The organism is Jeotgalicoccus marinus DSM 19772 (genome assembly GCF_000425825.1).
Classification (GTDB): Bacteria; Bacillota; Bacilli; order Staphylococcales; family Salinicoccaceae; genus Jeotgalicoccus; species Jeotgalicoccus marinus.
The window spans coordinates 1,602-16,046 of record NZ_KE384461.1 but is presented as its reverse complement, the minus strand read 5'-3'; the positions used below and the strand labels follow the sequence as shown (position 1 = coordinate 16,046).

General features: G+C 36.9%; 15 protein-coding genes. 11 read left to right on the top strand and 4 right to left on the bottom strand.

Translation table 11 applies throughout. The annotated features are described in order from the left end of the window. Positions 1 to 23: 23 nt before the first annotated feature. Positions 24 to 947 (bottom strand): UDP-N-acetylmuramate dehydrogenase, encoded by a 924-nt coding sequence (murB, locus tag H624_RS0111185; RefSeq protein WP_026867682.1) that lies wholly within the window; start codon positions 945 to 947, stop codon positions 24 to 26. A 121-nt stretch (positions 948 to 1,068) separates the two neighbouring features. On the opposite strand from murB, the gene H624_RS0111180 reads away from it, so the two are divergent. Further along, positions 1,069 to 1,962, top strand: coding sequence for an EMYY motif lipoprotein (locus H624_RS0111180; RefSeq protein WP_026867681.1), 894 nt, complete (start codon positions 1,069 to 1,071; stop codon positions 1,960 to 1,962). Between the two features lie 5 nt (positions 1,963 to 1,967). Here the strand turns inward: H624_RS0111180 and H624_RS12150 are convergent, their stop codons facing one another. Further along, complete coding sequence (locus H624_RS12150; RefSeq protein WP_035857355.1) at positions 1,968 to 2,222, bottom strand: hypothetical protein; 255 nt, start codon at positions 2,220 to 2,222, stop codon at positions 1,968 to 1,970. Between the two features lie 108 nt (positions 2,223 to 2,330). Here H624_RS12150 and ytxJ point away from each other — a divergent pair, with 108 nt between their 5' ends. Then, positions 2,331 to 2,651 carry a bacillithiol system redox-active protein YtxJ gene (gene ytxJ / locus H624_RS0111170; RefSeq protein ID WP_026867680.1) on the top strand — a complete coding sequence of 107 codons (321 nt, stop codon included), beginning with the start codon at positions 2,331 to 2,333 and terminating at the stop codon, positions 2,649 to 2,651. 68 nt (positions 2,652 to 2,719) lie between these two features. Here ytxJ and H624_RS0111165 read toward each other — a convergent pair whose 3' ends face one another. Then, positions 2,720 to 3,769: a GGDEF domain-containing protein gene (locus H624_RS0111165; RefSeq protein ID WP_026867679.1), complete on the bottom strand. Its 1,050-nt coding sequence runs from the start codon at positions 3,767 to 3,769 to the stop codon at positions 2,720 to 2,722. 148 nt (positions 3,770 to 3,917) lie between these two features. Here H624_RS0111165 and H624_RS0111160 point away from each other — a divergent pair, with 148 nt between their 5' ends. Then, the gene (locus H624_RS0111160) at positions 3,918 to 4,967 is read left to right on the top strand and encodes a glycosyltransferase family 4 protein (protein WP_026867678.1); all 1,050 of its coding nucleotides are present in this window, start codon (positions 3,918 to 3,920) and stop codon (positions 4,965 to 4,967) included. Here H624_RS0111160 and H624_RS0111155 read toward each other — a convergent pair whose 3' ends face one another. After that, positions 4,968 to 5,582 (bottom strand): YigZ family protein, encoded by a 615-nt coding sequence (locus H624_RS0111155; protein WP_051220597.1) that lies wholly within the window; start codon positions 5,580 to 5,582, stop codon positions 4,968 to 4,970. It lies immediately after the preceding gene. A 97-nt stretch (positions 5,583 to 5,679) separates the two neighbouring features. On the opposite strand from H624_RS0111155, the gene H624_RS0111150 reads away from it, so the two are divergent. From H624_RS0111150 to H624_RS12295, 8 genes are all read left to right on the top strand, one after another. Then, positions 5,680 to 6,552: a DegV family protein gene (locus tag H624_RS0111150; RefSeq protein WP_026867676.1), complete on the top strand. Its 873-nt coding sequence runs from the start codon at positions 5,680 to 5,682 to the stop codon at positions 6,550 to 6,552. A gap of 54 nt (positions 6,553 to 6,606) precedes the next feature. Continuing rightward, on the top strand, positions 6,607 to 7,851 hold the full coding sequence (locus H624_RS0111145) for a DEAD/DEAH box helicase family protein (RefSeq protein WP_026867675.1): 1,245 nt from the start codon (positions 6,607 to 6,609) through the stop codon (positions 7,849 to 7,851). Positions 7,852 to 8,000: 149 nt separating this feature from the next. Continuing rightward, positions 8,001 to 8,564 (top strand): ComF family protein, encoded by a 564-nt coding sequence (locus H624_RS12145; protein ID WP_169515941.1) that lies wholly within the window; start codon positions 8,001 to 8,003, stop codon positions 8,562 to 8,564. Positions 8,565 to 8,576: 12 nt separating this feature from the next. Beyond that, positions 8,577 to 9,143 (top strand): ribosome hibernation-promoting factor, HPF/YfiA family, encoded by a 567-nt coding sequence (gene hpf, locus H624_RS0111135; RefSeq protein ID WP_026867674.1) that lies wholly within the window; start codon positions 8,577 to 8,579, stop codon positions 9,141 to 9,143. A gap of 135 nt (positions 9,144 to 9,278) precedes the next feature. After that, on the top strand, positions 9,279 to 11,807 hold the full coding sequence (gene secA, locus H624_RS0111130) for a preprotein translocase subunit SecA (protein WP_026867673.1): 2,529 nt from the start codon (positions 9,279 to 9,281) through the stop codon (positions 11,805 to 11,807). A gap of 11 nt (positions 11,808 to 11,818) precedes the next feature. Next, a protein-coding gene (prfB, locus tag H624_RS0111125) for a peptide chain release factor 2 (RefSeq protein WP_156889196.1) occupies positions 11,819 to 12,920 on the top strand; the annotation gives its coding sequence in 2 pieces (ribosomal slippage) (positions 11,819 to 11,881 and positions 11,883 to 12,920; 1,101 coding nt in all). Positions 12,921 to 12,940: 20 nt separating this feature from the next. Continuing rightward, complete coding sequence (locus H624_RS0111120) at positions 12,941 to 13,264, top strand: c-type cytochrome (protein ID WP_026867671.1); 324 nt, start codon at positions 12,941 to 12,943, stop codon at positions 13,262 to 13,264. 318 nt (positions 13,265 to 13,582) lie between these two features. Continuing rightward, positions 13,583 to 14,445 (top strand): LysM peptidoglycan-binding domain-containing protein (locus H624_RS12295; protein WP_051220593.1); only part of this gene is annotated, 863 nt, incomplete at its 3' end.

Genomic DNA, 14,445 nt, shown 5'->3' with positions numbered 1-14,445 from the left:
CTTTTAGATTATACAATTAGCATTTATTCAAGATGATCGCCAATGATTCTAACTTCTCTGTTTAAAGTGACTCCGTATTTCTCATTTACAGTATCTTGAACAAATTCAATGAGTGCTTCGTAGTCGCTAGCTGTACCATTATCGACATTGACCATAAAGCCTGCGTGCTTTTTAGAGACTTCAACGCCACCAATACGATGGCCTTGTAGGCCAGCATCTTGGATGAGCTTCCCTGCAAAATTACCTGGTGGTCTTTGGAATACACTACCACAAGATGGATATTCTAAAGGTTGCTTTGTTTCTCGGCGTTCAGTTAAGTCATCCATGATCGCTTTAATATTTTCAGTATCCTTGTCTTTCTTTAATTTAAAGACAGCTGATACTACAACTAGATGTTCTGTCTGTACTCGACTTGTGCGGTAACCAAGATCTAATTCATCTGGGCTCAGCGTGATGATTTCACCCGCTTCATTAATTGCTTTAATATGGCTGAGGCAGTCTTTGACTTCCCCACCGTAAGCACCAGCATTCATATAGACAGCACCACCGACTGAACCGGGGATACCACATGCAAACTCTAAGCCAGATAAGCCATGCTGGAGTGCCATATGCGAAGCATCAATAATAGCAGCACCGCTATCTGCTGTTAAAGTGTCGCCTTCTACAGTAATGTTATTTAACTTTAAAAGGTTAACGACGATGCCACGGATGCCACCATCTCGAATAATAATATTCGATCCATTGCCTAAATAGGTCACCGGTAAATGGTTTTCATTTGCGAATTTGATGACTTTTGCAGTATCTTCTATATTACCGACCGAAATGTATATATCTGCCGGGCCACCGGTTTCTGTATATGTGTATTTATTTAAGGGTTCATCGCTTTTAACAATTGACGATGTCACTATGTTTTTAAGCGCTAAGACAAGCTTTTCTTTATCCACTATAATTATCCTCTCATTCATGCTTAACAATTATTATAGTGTATAATTAGAAAAAATTAAACTCACATATATGTTATACTATATCGTGTTATAAAAAGAAATCTACCTGAAGCGGGGTTCGTATATGTCTTTGAAAACGCTGATAAAAGGTTCGCTTATCATGGCACTATTATTTTTAAGTGCCTGTGGATCAAGTCTAGATGAAGATATTAAAACATATGAAAGTGATGCGGAGCGCCTAATAGAATTAAATAGTGAGTTTAATGATTTGGTCAATGATATGGATTTCGACCGAGTGGAGCGAATGTATTTTGAAGAAGAAGAAACAGATTTGGCATTTATTCAAGATTTAATCAATCGAGTCGATAAAGAACTAGTCCCATTAGCCGATAGCCTTGGACATGAAGTCGAATCAATCCAAGTCGAAAACCCTGAAGTTCAAGAAATTCATAATATTATGCTTGAAGATGTGCAAGTGAAGAGGGATTTTACAGCTCAAATCACTTCATTTCTAAACGCTTATGCGAGTTCGATTGACTCAAATGAACAACTTGTCACATTAAGCCAATCTTTTATCACGCACCAAGAGGAACGAGATAACCTTATAGAAGCAGCGGATTCAAGTGAAGAAATAGAAGAAATGAACACTTTGATTGATGTTTTAAATAAAAACAGTGAAGCACTAGATGAGCAAATAACGAACTTTCAAAGTAAAGAGAGTGTGGAAGAAAAAGAGCAGTTTGCCAAAGAAGATTTGCTACCTTTAATAGATCAGCATATTGAAGAAATAAATGCTCTAAATTTGACGACTTCTACTGCAACTCGGGCACGGACGATTTCGCTTGAGATGAATTACAATTATCGAACTTATTTTGAAGAAAGAAAAAATGTAATGGTATCCGTTGAGCAGCTACAGGAGCTTTCTTTAGAAAATCTTTTATCCCAGTTAGATACAGCATCAACACTTGATAGTCAGTTTGAAGAAGCGTTAAACAATAAAAAAAATGAGGCACCTTAGGTGCCTCATTTTCTATTTTGGTCTTCGTCAATATTTTTACCTGTTTGTATGTTGTGTAACGGATGATTTGGATCCTTTTCAACTTTTGAAATCATTACATTTCTTAAGATGACAGTAATCAACCAAAAAGCAAATACAGCCAGTAAAATATATGACATCGTACTATTATTTTGAAAGTCTAAGAAAAACAACACGACAACAATAAATAGAATCGCATTGATTGAGTCAAGAAAAGTCCATCGCTTTAATTTTCTAGTCATATGTATACAGCCTCCAATACATTTGCATTATACCATACTGCTATAGTCAATTTGATTAATTTTTAAATAAGTGATAAATTATATAAAGTCAATGAAAGGTGTGGTTATATGTTAACAAAAATCACCAACATAGATGCATTTCAAAACTTATTAAATGACAAGCATGAGTTCTATTTTTTAAAACACAGTAATACGTGTCCTATTTCTTCCTCAGCATTTGATGAATTTCAGAAATTTCATTACGAAAGAGATATGGATGGTTACTACTTAGTGGTACAAGATCACCGTGAGCTATCAAATTATATTGCTGAAACATTTGAAATTAAACATGAATCCCCACAAGCCTTCTACTTTGTAGATGGAAAAGTAAAGTGGCATGATTCACATGGTAAAATCACTTTGGCTACACTTAGTAGCGTAGAAGATTAAAAAATCACCCCTGTAGTTGAACTTCTAAGTTCTAAGCTGGGGTGATTTTGTTTGGTTTAAAAAGTATTCTATCCTATCGGTGCGAACATCACTCGGTTTTGACCGAGTTTTTTTGCTTCAAATAGGGCGCTCTCAGCTTCTTTTACGAGGTCTCTCTTCGTTGCAAGGGCAGCTTCTTTATAACCCACACCGACTGAAACCGTGACATCGACGGTGTCAATTTCATTGATGTGAAACTTAGAATACTCAACACTGTTTCTAATTGCTTCACCAAGTCTGACGGTTTTATCGAAGTTGATGTTGGGTATGACCATGGCAAATTCTTCACCACTGTTTCTAAAGAGCTGTCCGCCTGTCGGGACGTAATTTTGAAGTAGTGAAGCTAACTGTTTGATGATCTTGTCCCCGGAGTCATAGCTATGCTTATCGTTGTAGCGTTTAAAGTTATCGATATCAATTAAAAGTAGACTCAGAGATTCGTCGTTTTCAAAATGTTCATCAACTAATCTGTCTAATGACTTCACATTACCTAATTGAGTGAGATGGTCGATAAATTCATCATCATCGATACGCTTATTTAACTGATAGATTTGGTTGATATCTTCATACATAATATGTGCTGTAAAGATAATGACAGATGTTGCTACGAGTAGTATTATCCCTGTCATAAATGATATATTGTAAAAGAGCTGATTAATCACAATGGCATACAAAGATGTAAAGATTAAGTTCACAATAACTAGCTTCGTATGTGTAATCTTTTGGAAAAAAGGTGCAGCCATTAAAAATATTAAGTAGAGTATACTGAATACAATAAATGGCCCCAAGCTCAGTTCGAATATATAAAAGTAAAAGAAAAACACAATCAATGCTGAAACTAAACCATATATAAACGAATTATATGCTCCGAGTAAAAGGAGTGGAATAAAATAGAGTGCAATTTCGCCGTCAGCCGTCGAGAACGGTACGAGCATGGTCAATATCGCTAAAGTCGTCATGAGCAAGGTTTGGAATAAACCTGTTTCGACGATTTTCTTTTCTTCAAAGAATTGTATTCTATAAAAGAGGTAGATTCCACTGATAATCAGTGCGATATTTAACAGAAAATCTATGAACATGTCGGACCTCCTTTAGACTCTTATACTTTCTTATATTATACTCGTTTAGGATGTGTGAAGAAAGTGAATTTGTTTATATGGAAAGAATGATATATACATATATACCGAATATGGTATATTTAATGGGATTAAAAAATCGGGTGAGTATATGAATACATTATTTCTACTGTGTATATCCTTTGTGATATCACTAATACTGGTGCCGGTCTTTATTTATTTAGCGAAAAGGTTTGGCTTTGTCGATTACCCAAACTATCGTAAAGTACATAAAGTACCGATGCCTTATCTTGGCGGTGTGGCAATTCTTGTAAGTTTTACAATCGTCACTCTTTTTGCCCAGCCTGCAGAAATTGAATATAAACCAATAATAATCGGCGCGACAATACTTTGTTTCGTCGGTCTAGTAGATGATAAATACGATCTTAAGCCATTCGTAAAGTTTATTGGTCAACTGGTCGCTATTAGTGTACCGATTTATTACGGGATTATTATTGATACGATTACACCATTTGGTATAGAAATTAACTTCGGTGTGCTTTCAGTTCTCGTGACAGTCATTTGGTTAGCGGCCATTATTAATGCGATCAATTTGGTGGATGGTTTAGATGGTCTCGCGACAGGTGTCGTTATTATCGCCTTAGCGAGCATCGCAGTCATTACTATTTTCCAGTCAAATATATTTGTCATGATGATTTGTATTATTTTAATCGGCTCTCTACTCGGTTTTTTACCGTACAACTTCCATCCAGCAAAAATATTTTTAGGTGACAATGGTGCCATGATGCTCGGTTATATCGTGGGTGTGTTATCAATAATTGGCTTTAAAAACATAACCTTTATTTCACTGTTTTTCCCAATTATTATTCTCGGTGTGCCATTTATTGATATGTTCTTTGCAGTGATTAGACGATACCGAGAAGGTGTATCCGTCATGCGCGCAGATAAAAACCACCTGCACCATAGGGTGAGGCACCTCGGTTTTTCTCATAGAGAGAGTGTCGTATTGATTTACTTTATAGCACTCTTATTTGCGATCGGTGGTGTAGTAATGTACTTGGCAACTGTACCAGGTGCCATTATCATCGGGATATTACTACTATTGACAACGAATTTAGTCGTAGAGGCTACAAACCTAATTGGTTCGAATAAGCGGCCGATGTTAAATTTCTTCAAGAAAGTATTCGACCGCATTCCATAGTTAAATTACTTCTTCAGCAATAACTGGATCATCTTTCTTAGCGATATAGTTATTACTCGTGATTTCTTTTAAGGTGTCGATAATCTGATCGGCACCTTCTTCTTTTATGTGAATCAAATAGTGAACCTTATCGGTATAGTCCTGAGAGACTATGGTCGCATCTGTATTTCCTAGGTAATGTTCGAATTTTGCTGTATAGGTATAATCTAAGGTGACGTTGATAGGCGTCATTGGAATTTCCATGACCTTACCGCTCTCTTTAACTGCTAAAGAAGTCCCGCTAGAATATGCTCTAATCAATCCACCGCTACCGAGTTTAATACCTCCAAAATAACGTGTGACAACGACAGTAACGTTGTATAATTCTTCATTTTTCAAAACTTCTAACATTGGCACACCTGCCGTACCCTGTGGCTCACCATCATCATCAGCTCTTTGGATTAAAGCACTTTTGCCAATGATATAGGCACTGCAATTATGTGTAGCTGATTTATGTTCTTGTTTAACTTCGTTTATGAAAGCTTTCGCTTCATCCTCAGTTTCAGTTCTCTTGATATGACTAATAAAACGTGATTTTTTTATGATTTCTTCTGTTGATAAATTCTTGTGATTCATGTATTTTTGTTCCAATGAAAAACACCTCTTAAAAATAGTTTATCATAGCATGCATATGTAGTAGAATAAGTATCGAGATGAATTGGAGGAGACGCATATGAAAGTGGCTGTAGTTGTTGATTCGACTAGTTATTTACCCACCAATATTTTAGAAAAGTATGATATATACACCATTCCTTTGAATGTGATTATCAATGATGAAGTATATAAAGAAAATGAAATAGATAATAGCTGGTATTACGAGCAAATGGCTGGGAGTGATGAATTGCCAACCACTAGTCAGCCATCTATTGGAGATTATATTTTGCTACTTGAATCTTTATATAGAGATGGCTATACAGATGTGCTGAGTTTCCACCTTTCTAAAGAGATATCTGGAACCTACCAAAGTGCGATTTCCGCATCAACTAGTGTTGAAGACATTAACGTTCATGTTGTGGACTCTCAACTATCATGCGCACCCTTAGGGTTCTTGGCTTTATATGCTGCTCAAAATAAGAATGTGAAACCCCTTGAAGCCTTGCTTGATGATTTAGAAGATATGAGGCAAAAAGAAAATTTAAATGCTTACTTCCTTGTAGATAATTTAACAAATCTACAAAAGGGTGGTCGACTATCAAATGCCCAGGCAATGATTGGTGGTTTATTAAAAATTAAGCCAATCCTTGAATTTATTGATGGTAAGATTGTGGCCGTTGAAAAAATTAGAACGCAGAAAAAGGCGATGTCTAAAATTGAGGCTAAGTTAGCAGAAGATTTTCAAGTACACAAAGGTAAAAAAATCACAGCATGTTTAATCCATGCCAATGCACCAAGCTTGGCTGAATCTTATATAGAAGAACTTCGGGAAAAGTTTGAAGATGTTACATTTATTCTACAAGAATTTGGCCCTGTAATTGGTACGCATTTAGGCGAAGGTGCCATTGGAATAGGCTATACTGTATACGATATCGATGTTTCTGACTTTTAATTAAATCTATTATTAACGCAGCTTATTTAAGCTGCTTTTTTTATTGGAGGCAAAATGATACTAAAGCATGGCGGAGAAAAAATATTGTTTGAAGCAGGTGTTAAGAATCATACGTGTTGTCGTTGTGGTAATCAAAATAAGTCCTTATTCTATACCTATTATTCACATTACGATCAGTGTAGTGTGACTTACTGTATGCACTGCATTATTCTAGGTCGTTCAGATTCAGTGACACCTTTATATGGTATGGAGACTAAACGTTTTAAGGAAGAAATTGATTATCATTTAGATTTTCAGTTGAATGACATTCAAATTCAAGCGAGTGTTCGTATCGTTTCAGCCATTCATAATCATAGCAATTTACTTTTGTATGCAGTCACAGGAGCAGGTAAAACAGAAATTACCTTCGAAGGTATTAAAATAGCAAGGCGTAAAGGTTTGAACGTTGCCTTTGTGTCCCCGAGGATTGATGTTGTTAAAGAGGTATATTTGAGGCTTACAGATGCATTTAAACACACACGTATTGATTTGATGTATAGCGAGGTAAAAAATGTGTTGAGTCATGCCTTTACAGTGTGCACAGTTCACCAACTTATGAACTACATTCAACACTATGATGTGATTATTGTCGATGAAGTAGATGCTTTTCCCTTGGCTGATGAACCACTTTTAATGTCGATAATTTTAAGAGCCTTATCAGCTAACGGATCATTGATATTAATGACTGCGACACCAACTAGAGAGATGATTAAGTTAACTGGAAAGGATAATGTCGTAACGATAGCTAGAAGATATCACGGTCATGACCTCGCGATTCCGAAGGTGTACTACCATGCGGTAGACACTTATATTGAGAAACATAAAACATCACCAGTGCTTGATCAATTGGTTGGTAAAATTATAGCACAGGATCGTAAAGTACTTATTTTTTTACCAGAAATCAAAATGTTAGAGCAGCTTGGTCAGTTAATGAAAGATAAGTTTCCCGACTTACAAGCAGTTTACAGTGGAGATCGTTACCGCTATGAGAAAGTACAGCTCATGCGTGACAATAAAATAAAAGTACTTTTAACAACCACTATTTTAGAGCGTGGAGTCACCTTTCCTAATTTAGATGTGATTGTAGTCAATGCGCACCGCTTTGATAGTGCTGGACTCATTCAAATTTGTGGGAGAGTTGGAAGAAAGCCAAAAGATCCCTTGGGAAATATCTGGTTTTTATCGGAAAGTAATACGAGAAGTATTCATCAAACAATCAAGAAAATTAAAGCCTTCAATAAAGGTCGTGCTAAGTTATGATCTGCCTATACTGTCATCAAAGAATAACTAATGAACCTACTGTGATTTCCTTATTCGTAAAGTCAGAGCCACTCTGTCAAAGTTGTCGGGATTCACTAGAGGAAAAGTTTTTTGGACCGAGGTGTGGCCGATGTCATCAGGTAGTACAAGTGGAAATTGATATATGTGAGGACTGTCAGCTTCTTATCAATAGGTATCCACACGTAAATCAAATTACTGTAATAACGGATTACAACGACGCTGTGAAGATGTTGTTACATCGTTACAAGTTTTTAAAGGACCAGGCGATGGCAATGATAATGAAGTATTTAAGTGATTTTAATTTTAAGAATTATGATCTGGTCGTTCCGATACCCATTTCATCAGCACGTTTAAAGGAGCGAACTTATAATCAGGTGACAGAAATGCTTAAGGTAATGAAGGTTGATTATCAACTTATACTAGAAACCTCTAAGAAAAATCGTCAATCAGATCTCAGTCGAGCGGCGCGTTTAAATAAAGAAAATCCATTTTTCTTAAATGAAAATGTTAAAGACTATGACTTTTCGGGTATGAGTGTTCTCATAGTAGATGATATTTATACAACAGGGGTTACAGTACATCAGGCGGCAGATGTCATCTCAAATCTTAATTTTCAGAAAATAGATGTGTTAACGTTTTCAAAAGCGCAACACATTTGGTATAATGAGATTAAGAAGAAAGGTAACATATAAGGAGGGCTCATCATGATTAGAGTTGAAATTAGAGGAGAGAACATTGAAGTAACAGATGCAATCCGCGAACATGTGGAAGACAAAGTTGCAAAACTTGAACGTTACTTCAACGATGTACCAAACACTCATGCTCACGTAAATATCAAGGTTCGTAATAATAAGCGTGGTAAGGTTGAAATTACGATTCCTATGAAAGATTTAACGTTGCGTGCAGAAGAAGTACACGATGATCTCTATGCAGCGGTAGATTTAGTAATCGATAAGCTGGAAAGACAGATCCGCAAGCACAAAACAAAAATCAACCGTAAGTTCAGAGAGAAGAACCCAGAATTAGAATTCTTTAATGCCGCGGCATTTGAGAATGGACAAGAACAAGAAGGAAATAATGACAATGACGACGAGATTGCGATCTATCGTTCTAAAGAATTTACATTGAAACCAATGGATTCTGAAGAAGCAGTTTTACAGATGAACATGCTCGGCCATGATTTCTTTGTCTTTAATGATAGAGAAACAGATGGTACTAGTATCGTTTATCGTAGAAAAGATGGTAAATACGGACTAATAGAAACAAATTAAACGAATATAATAATTTGCCCCTGTGAGCTGTTATAGCCCAGGGGCTTTTTGATGGTTCATATTTTATTTTTATATATAATAGTGGTAAAATGTAACGTTGTATATAGGAATTTTTTTGAGGGAGAGAGTAAATCCATGGGTGTTTTAAATAAGATGTTTGACGGCAACAAGAAAGAGCTCAAAACATTACGTAAAGAAGCTCAAAAGGTGTTGGCATTAGCACCTGAAATGGAAAAATTAAGCGATGACGCACTTAAAGAAAAAACTGCAAGCTTTAAAAATCAATTAGCAGCTGCAGATGGAGATATAAAAAAAGAGAATAAGATATTAGATGATATATTAACAGAAGCATTTGCTGTTGTTAGAGAAGCGGCGAAACGTGCTTTAGGAATGGAACCATTCGAAGTCCAAATTATGGGGGGGATTGCCCTTCATAAAGGTGATATTGCAGAGATGAAAACCGGTGAAGGTAAAACATTAACTGCAACGATGCCAGTGTACTTAAACGCACTCGCAGGTCGTGGTGTTCATGTTATTACAGTCAACGAGTACCTTTCAGAAAGTCAGATGGAAGAATTATCACCCCTATATAACTTCCTTGGCATGTCCGTTGGTTTGAACTTAAATCAAAAAAATAGTAATGAGAAAAGAGAAGCTTTCAGAGCAGATATTACTTATACAACAAACAACGAACTGGGTTTTGACTATTTAAGAGACAACATGGTGACATATAAACAGGACCGTGTCTTACGTGGCTTAAACTTTGCAGTTATCGATGAGGTTGACTCGATTTTAATTGATGAAGCAAGAACACCACTCATCATATCTGGTAAGGCCAAAGACCGTGAAACGTATTATGTCCAAGCAAACCAGTTTGTAAAAATGTTAAAAGAAGAAGAGGATTACACATACGACATTAAGACAAGAAACATTCAGCTTAATGAGTCTGGTATGGAGAAAGCAGAGAAATGGTTTAAGCTTGATAATCTATACGATGTTAAGCATGTAAATTTACTCCATCATATCAACCAAGCCTTAAAAGCCAATTTCTCTATGGAAAGAGATGTAGACTATGTTGTCGATCAAGAAGGTATTTTAATCGTAGATCAGTTTACAGGACGTACGATGAAAGGGCGTCGCTTTTCAGACGGTCTTCACCAGGCTATTGAAGCAAAAGAAGGCATGGATATACAAAATGAATCTCGGACGATGGCATCCATTACCTTCCAGAACTTCTTTAGACTTTTCAATAAATTGTCTGGTATGACAGGTACTGCGAAAACGGAAGAAGAAGAGTTCATGAATATCTACAATATGCGAGTGACTCAAATTCCGACAAATAAACCTGTCCAACGTATCGATAATACAGATAGAATTTATGCGGCAGAAGAAATCAAGCTAAAAGCTGTCGTTAATGATGTCATTGAGCGTCATAAAAAAGGGCAACCTATCCTTATCGGTACTGTTGCAGTTGAAACCAGTGAATTGATTTCAAATCTACTGAAAAAACACGGCATCCGTCACAATGTCTTAAATGCGAAAAACCATGGCCGTGAAGCAGAGATCATTAAAGAAGCAGGTAAAAAAGGTGCTGTAACAATAGCAACAAACATGGCTGGTCGTGGGACAGATATCAAGCTCGGTGACGGTGTTAAAGAACTCGGTGGTCTAGCTGTAATTGGTACAGAACGTCATGAGTCACGTCGGATTGATGATCAGTTAAGAGGGCGTTCTGGACGTCAGGGTGACGTCGGTGAAAGTACCTTCTACCTATCACTGGAAGATGATCTAATGAGACGGTTTGGTTCTGAAAGAATTCAGGGCATGATGGAACGCATGGGTATGAGTGAAGAAGAACTAACAAGTAAGATGATTTCTAGAGGCGTAGAGTCCTCACAAAAACGTGTGGAAGGAAACAACTTTGACGCACGTAAAAAGTTACTGGAATACGATGAGGTTTTACGTAAGCAACGTGAAATTATTTATAATGAGCGTGATGAAATTATAGATAAAGACGACGTTTCAGATCTTTTGTATGACATGATTGATCGTTCAGTAGAACGTACTGTAGAGTTTTACGATTTAGATAATGAAGAAGACGTTGACTACGAGCAGTATAAGAACACACTCGTTGATCTCTACTTACCAGAAGAAGAAATCTCTGTAGAAGACATCAAAGGTAAGGACCCGGAATCAATATACGCGTTCATTATGGCTAAGGTAAAAGACCAACTTAAAGAAAAAGAAGAAACTTTAGGTGAAGAAAAAATGCGTTTGTTTGAACGTATGATGATGCTTCGTACAATGGACCAAAAATGGGTGGAGCATATCGATAGTATGGATCAGCTTAGAACTGGAATCCACTTGCGCTCATATGGACAAATTAATCCGTTAAGAGAGTATCAAAATGAAGGGATTCAAATGTTTGAAAACTTGCTTGTGAATATCGAAGATGACACATCTAAGTTTGTACTGAAGACAGTGGTTCACACAGATGAAGAAATGAAACGTGAGCAAGTCTTGGATAAAAAACAAATGCATGCTGGTGACGGTAAACAGAAAGTTAAAAAGCAACCCATTAAAAAGCAAGTAAAAGTGGGTAGAAATGACCCTTGCCCATGTGGATCAGGTAAGAAGTATAAAAACTGTCACGGACAAGCATAAGGAGATAATATATGGAATTAAGTGAAGTAAAATCTTTCATACAAAGTTCGAGAGATAAGCTAGAAGACTTTAGGGGGTCTCTTTGACTTAGAAGAAAAAGAGACTCAAATTAAAGAAAATGAAGAACAGATGCTGGATCCTAATTTTTGGAATGATAGTGATGCTGCTAATGACGTCATTGCATCGAATAATCATTTGAAGAAAATTGTAGATGGTTTTAATAATCTTGAGGCGTCAGTTGATGATATTGAAACGTCATATGAATTATTACGGGAAGAGCATGACAGTGAGCTTGAGGCCATTTTATCGGACTCAATCAAAGAAACAGAAGAAAATATTGAAGCATATGAATTGAACCTATTACTCTCAGGCGAACACGATGCTTTGGATGCAACCTTGGAACTACATCCTGGTGCAGGTGGTACAGAATCACAAGACTGGGCTGAGATGTTACTAAGAATGTATCAACGTTACAGTGAAAGTGAAGGCTTTAAAGTTGAAACAGTCGACTATCAAGCTGGAGACGAAGCTGGAGTTAAGAGTGTGACGTTATCCATTAAAGGTGCCAATGCTTATGGGTTATTAAAGGCTGAGAAGGGTGTCCACCGTCTTGTAAGAATTTCTCCATTTGATTCTTCAGGGCGACGACATACATCCTTCGTATCCTGCGAAGTAATTCCGCAGTTTAAAAATACGGATGTTGAAATAGAAATTAACAATGATGATATTAAAATAGATACTTACCGTTCAAGTGGTGCAGGTGGTCAGCACGTAAATACGACTGATTCAGCTGTCAGAATCACGCATTTACCCACAGGGATTGTCGTGACATGTCAAAATGAACGTTCACAGATTAAGAACCGTGAACAAGCGATGAATATGTTGAGAGCTAAGCTCTATCAAAAGAAAATCGAAGAACAGAGAGCAGAAATCGAAGATATTAAAGGTGAACAAAAAGAAATTGGCTGGGGAAGTCAAATCCGAAGCTATGTCTTTCACCCGTATTCAATGGTTAAAGACCATCGCACAAACTATGAAACAGGTAATACTGACAAAGTAATGGATGGTGACTTATCACCGTTCATACATGCATATCTAAGAATGGTAATGTAAAAGTAGATGGAGGCTGTAAAATGAAAAAGATAATGATGTCTCTTAGCTTTGGTGTAGTACTCGTGCTGAGTGCATGTGGTTCAGGTGAAGAAGAAAGTGCGACTTCAGACAATGCATCGGTAGATGATGGTCAGGCAATTTACGAAGCTTCATCTTGCTTTAGTTGTCACGGTAGAGAATTAGAAGGCGCATCAGGACCAAATCTTCAAGAAGTCGGTAGTAGATTATCAGTAGACGAAATCAAAACTGTTATCGAAGAAGGAAAAGGACCAATGCCAGGTGGATTAGTAGAAGATCAAGAACAACTGAGTAAACTAGCAGAATGGCTTTCTGAAAAACAATAAAACAATCAGAGAAAGACCGTTAAGTTTTATTAAAAAACTTAACGGTTTTTTTGTTAACTTAAGCTAATATAGTAAATTATTTTATCCGAGTAAATTACTATAACAATGCATAGTTAAATAAATCATTTGTAAAGAAAACACGTCCAGATTTCTAATAAATTTCTTTTATATTACAAATATATTACAAGACTTTATTGTAATGACTCTTATGATATAGTTTATTACGTGTCGTAATAACGGAAGAGTTACATATCAATCAATAGCCAAACATAAAAAATTAAAAAATAAAATGATTATTAGTAGGAGGACATTCACTTTATGAAAAAGACAGTAGTATCTGTAGCAACATTAACAGCAATTACAGGTGTCGCAGCAACGACGGTTTCAGCAGACGAATACAAAATAGCTAGTGGAGATACATTATGGGGAATAGCTAATGAAGTTGGAACATCAGTAGCTGATCTTAAAGCGGATAACGAATTAACAAGCGACCTTATCTTCCCAGGTGACGTATTAACAGTAAACGAAGCGGAAGAAGAGGCACCAGCACCTGTTGAAACTCCGAATACATATACTGTACAAGCAGGAGATACACTTTCACAAATCGGTGAACAGTTCTCTCTAGATTACAAAGAAATCATGAAGTTAAATAACTTATCTAGTGATTTAATTTTTGTTGGACAAGAATTAACAATCTCAGGTGAAGAAGTTGCTTCAGAAACTGTAGAAGTTGAAGAGGTAGAAGAAGTAGAACCTGTTCAAGAAACTGAGGAAGTAGAAGTAAATACTTCAGCAAATGAAGATGCAGAAGCTCAACAAGCAGCTGAAGAACAAGCTGCTGCAGAAAAAGCAGAAGCTGAACGTATTGCAGCCGAAGAACAAGCGGCAGCTGAAAAAGCAGAAGCAGAGCGTGTAGCAGCTGAACAAGCAGCAGTAGAAGCTGCTGAAGCAGAGAGAATCGCAGCCGAAGAAGCGGCAGCGGCTGAAGAAGTAGAAGTTGAAGAGGTAGAAGAAGTAGAACCTGTTCAAGAAACTGAAGAAGTTTCAGTAGATGAAGAAGCTGAGCGTGTTGCAGCCGAAGAGCAAGCAGCGGCTGAAGCAGAAGCAGAAAGAGTTGCTGCAGAACAAGCGGCAGCTGAAAAAGCTGAGGCAGAGCGTGTAGCTGCAGAACAAGCGGCAGC

Bases quoted from the DNA above. Each gene is read 5' to 3' on its own strand.
- H624_RS0111180 (WP_026867681.1), top strand. From the start codon at position 1,069: ATGTCTTTGAAAACGCTGATAAAAGGTTCGCTTATCATGGCACTATTA.
- H624_RS12150 (WP_035857355.1), bottom strand. From the start codon at position 2,222: ATGACTAGAAAATTAAAGCGATGGACTTTTCTTGACTCAATCAATGCG.
- ytxJ (WP_026867680.1), top strand. From the start codon at position 2,331: ATGTTAACAAAAATCACCAACATAGATGCATTTCAAAACTTATTAAAT.
- H624_RS0111165 (WP_026867679.1), bottom strand. From the start codon at position 3,769: ATGTTCATAGATTTTCTGTTAAATATCGCACTGATTATCAGTGGAATC.
- H624_RS0111160 (WP_026867678.1), top strand. From the start codon at position 3,918: ATGAATACATTATTTCTACTGTGTATATCCTTTGTGATATCACTAATA.
- H624_RS0111155 (WP_051220597.1), bottom strand. From the start codon at position 5,582: ATGAATCACAAGAATTTATCAACAGAAGAAATCATAAAAAAATCACGT.
- H624_RS0111150 (WP_026867676.1), top strand. From the start codon at position 5,680: ATGAAAGTGGCTGTAGTTGTTGATTCGACTAGTTATTTACCCACCAAT.
- H624_RS0111145 (WP_026867675.1), top strand. From the start codon at position 6,607: ATGATACTAAAGCATGGCGGAGAAAAAATATTGTTTGAAGCAGGTGTT.
- hpf (WP_026867674.1), top strand. From the start codon at position 8,577: ATGATTAGAGTTGAAATTAGAGGAGAGAACATTGAAGTAACAGATGCA.
- secA (WP_026867673.1), top strand. From the start codon at position 9,279: ATGGGTGTTTTAAATAAGATGTTTGACGGCAACAAGAAAGAGCTCAAA.
- H624_RS0111120 (WP_026867671.1), top strand. From the start codon at position 12,941: ATGAAAAAGATAATGATGTCTCTTAGCTTTGGTGTAGTACTCGTGCTG.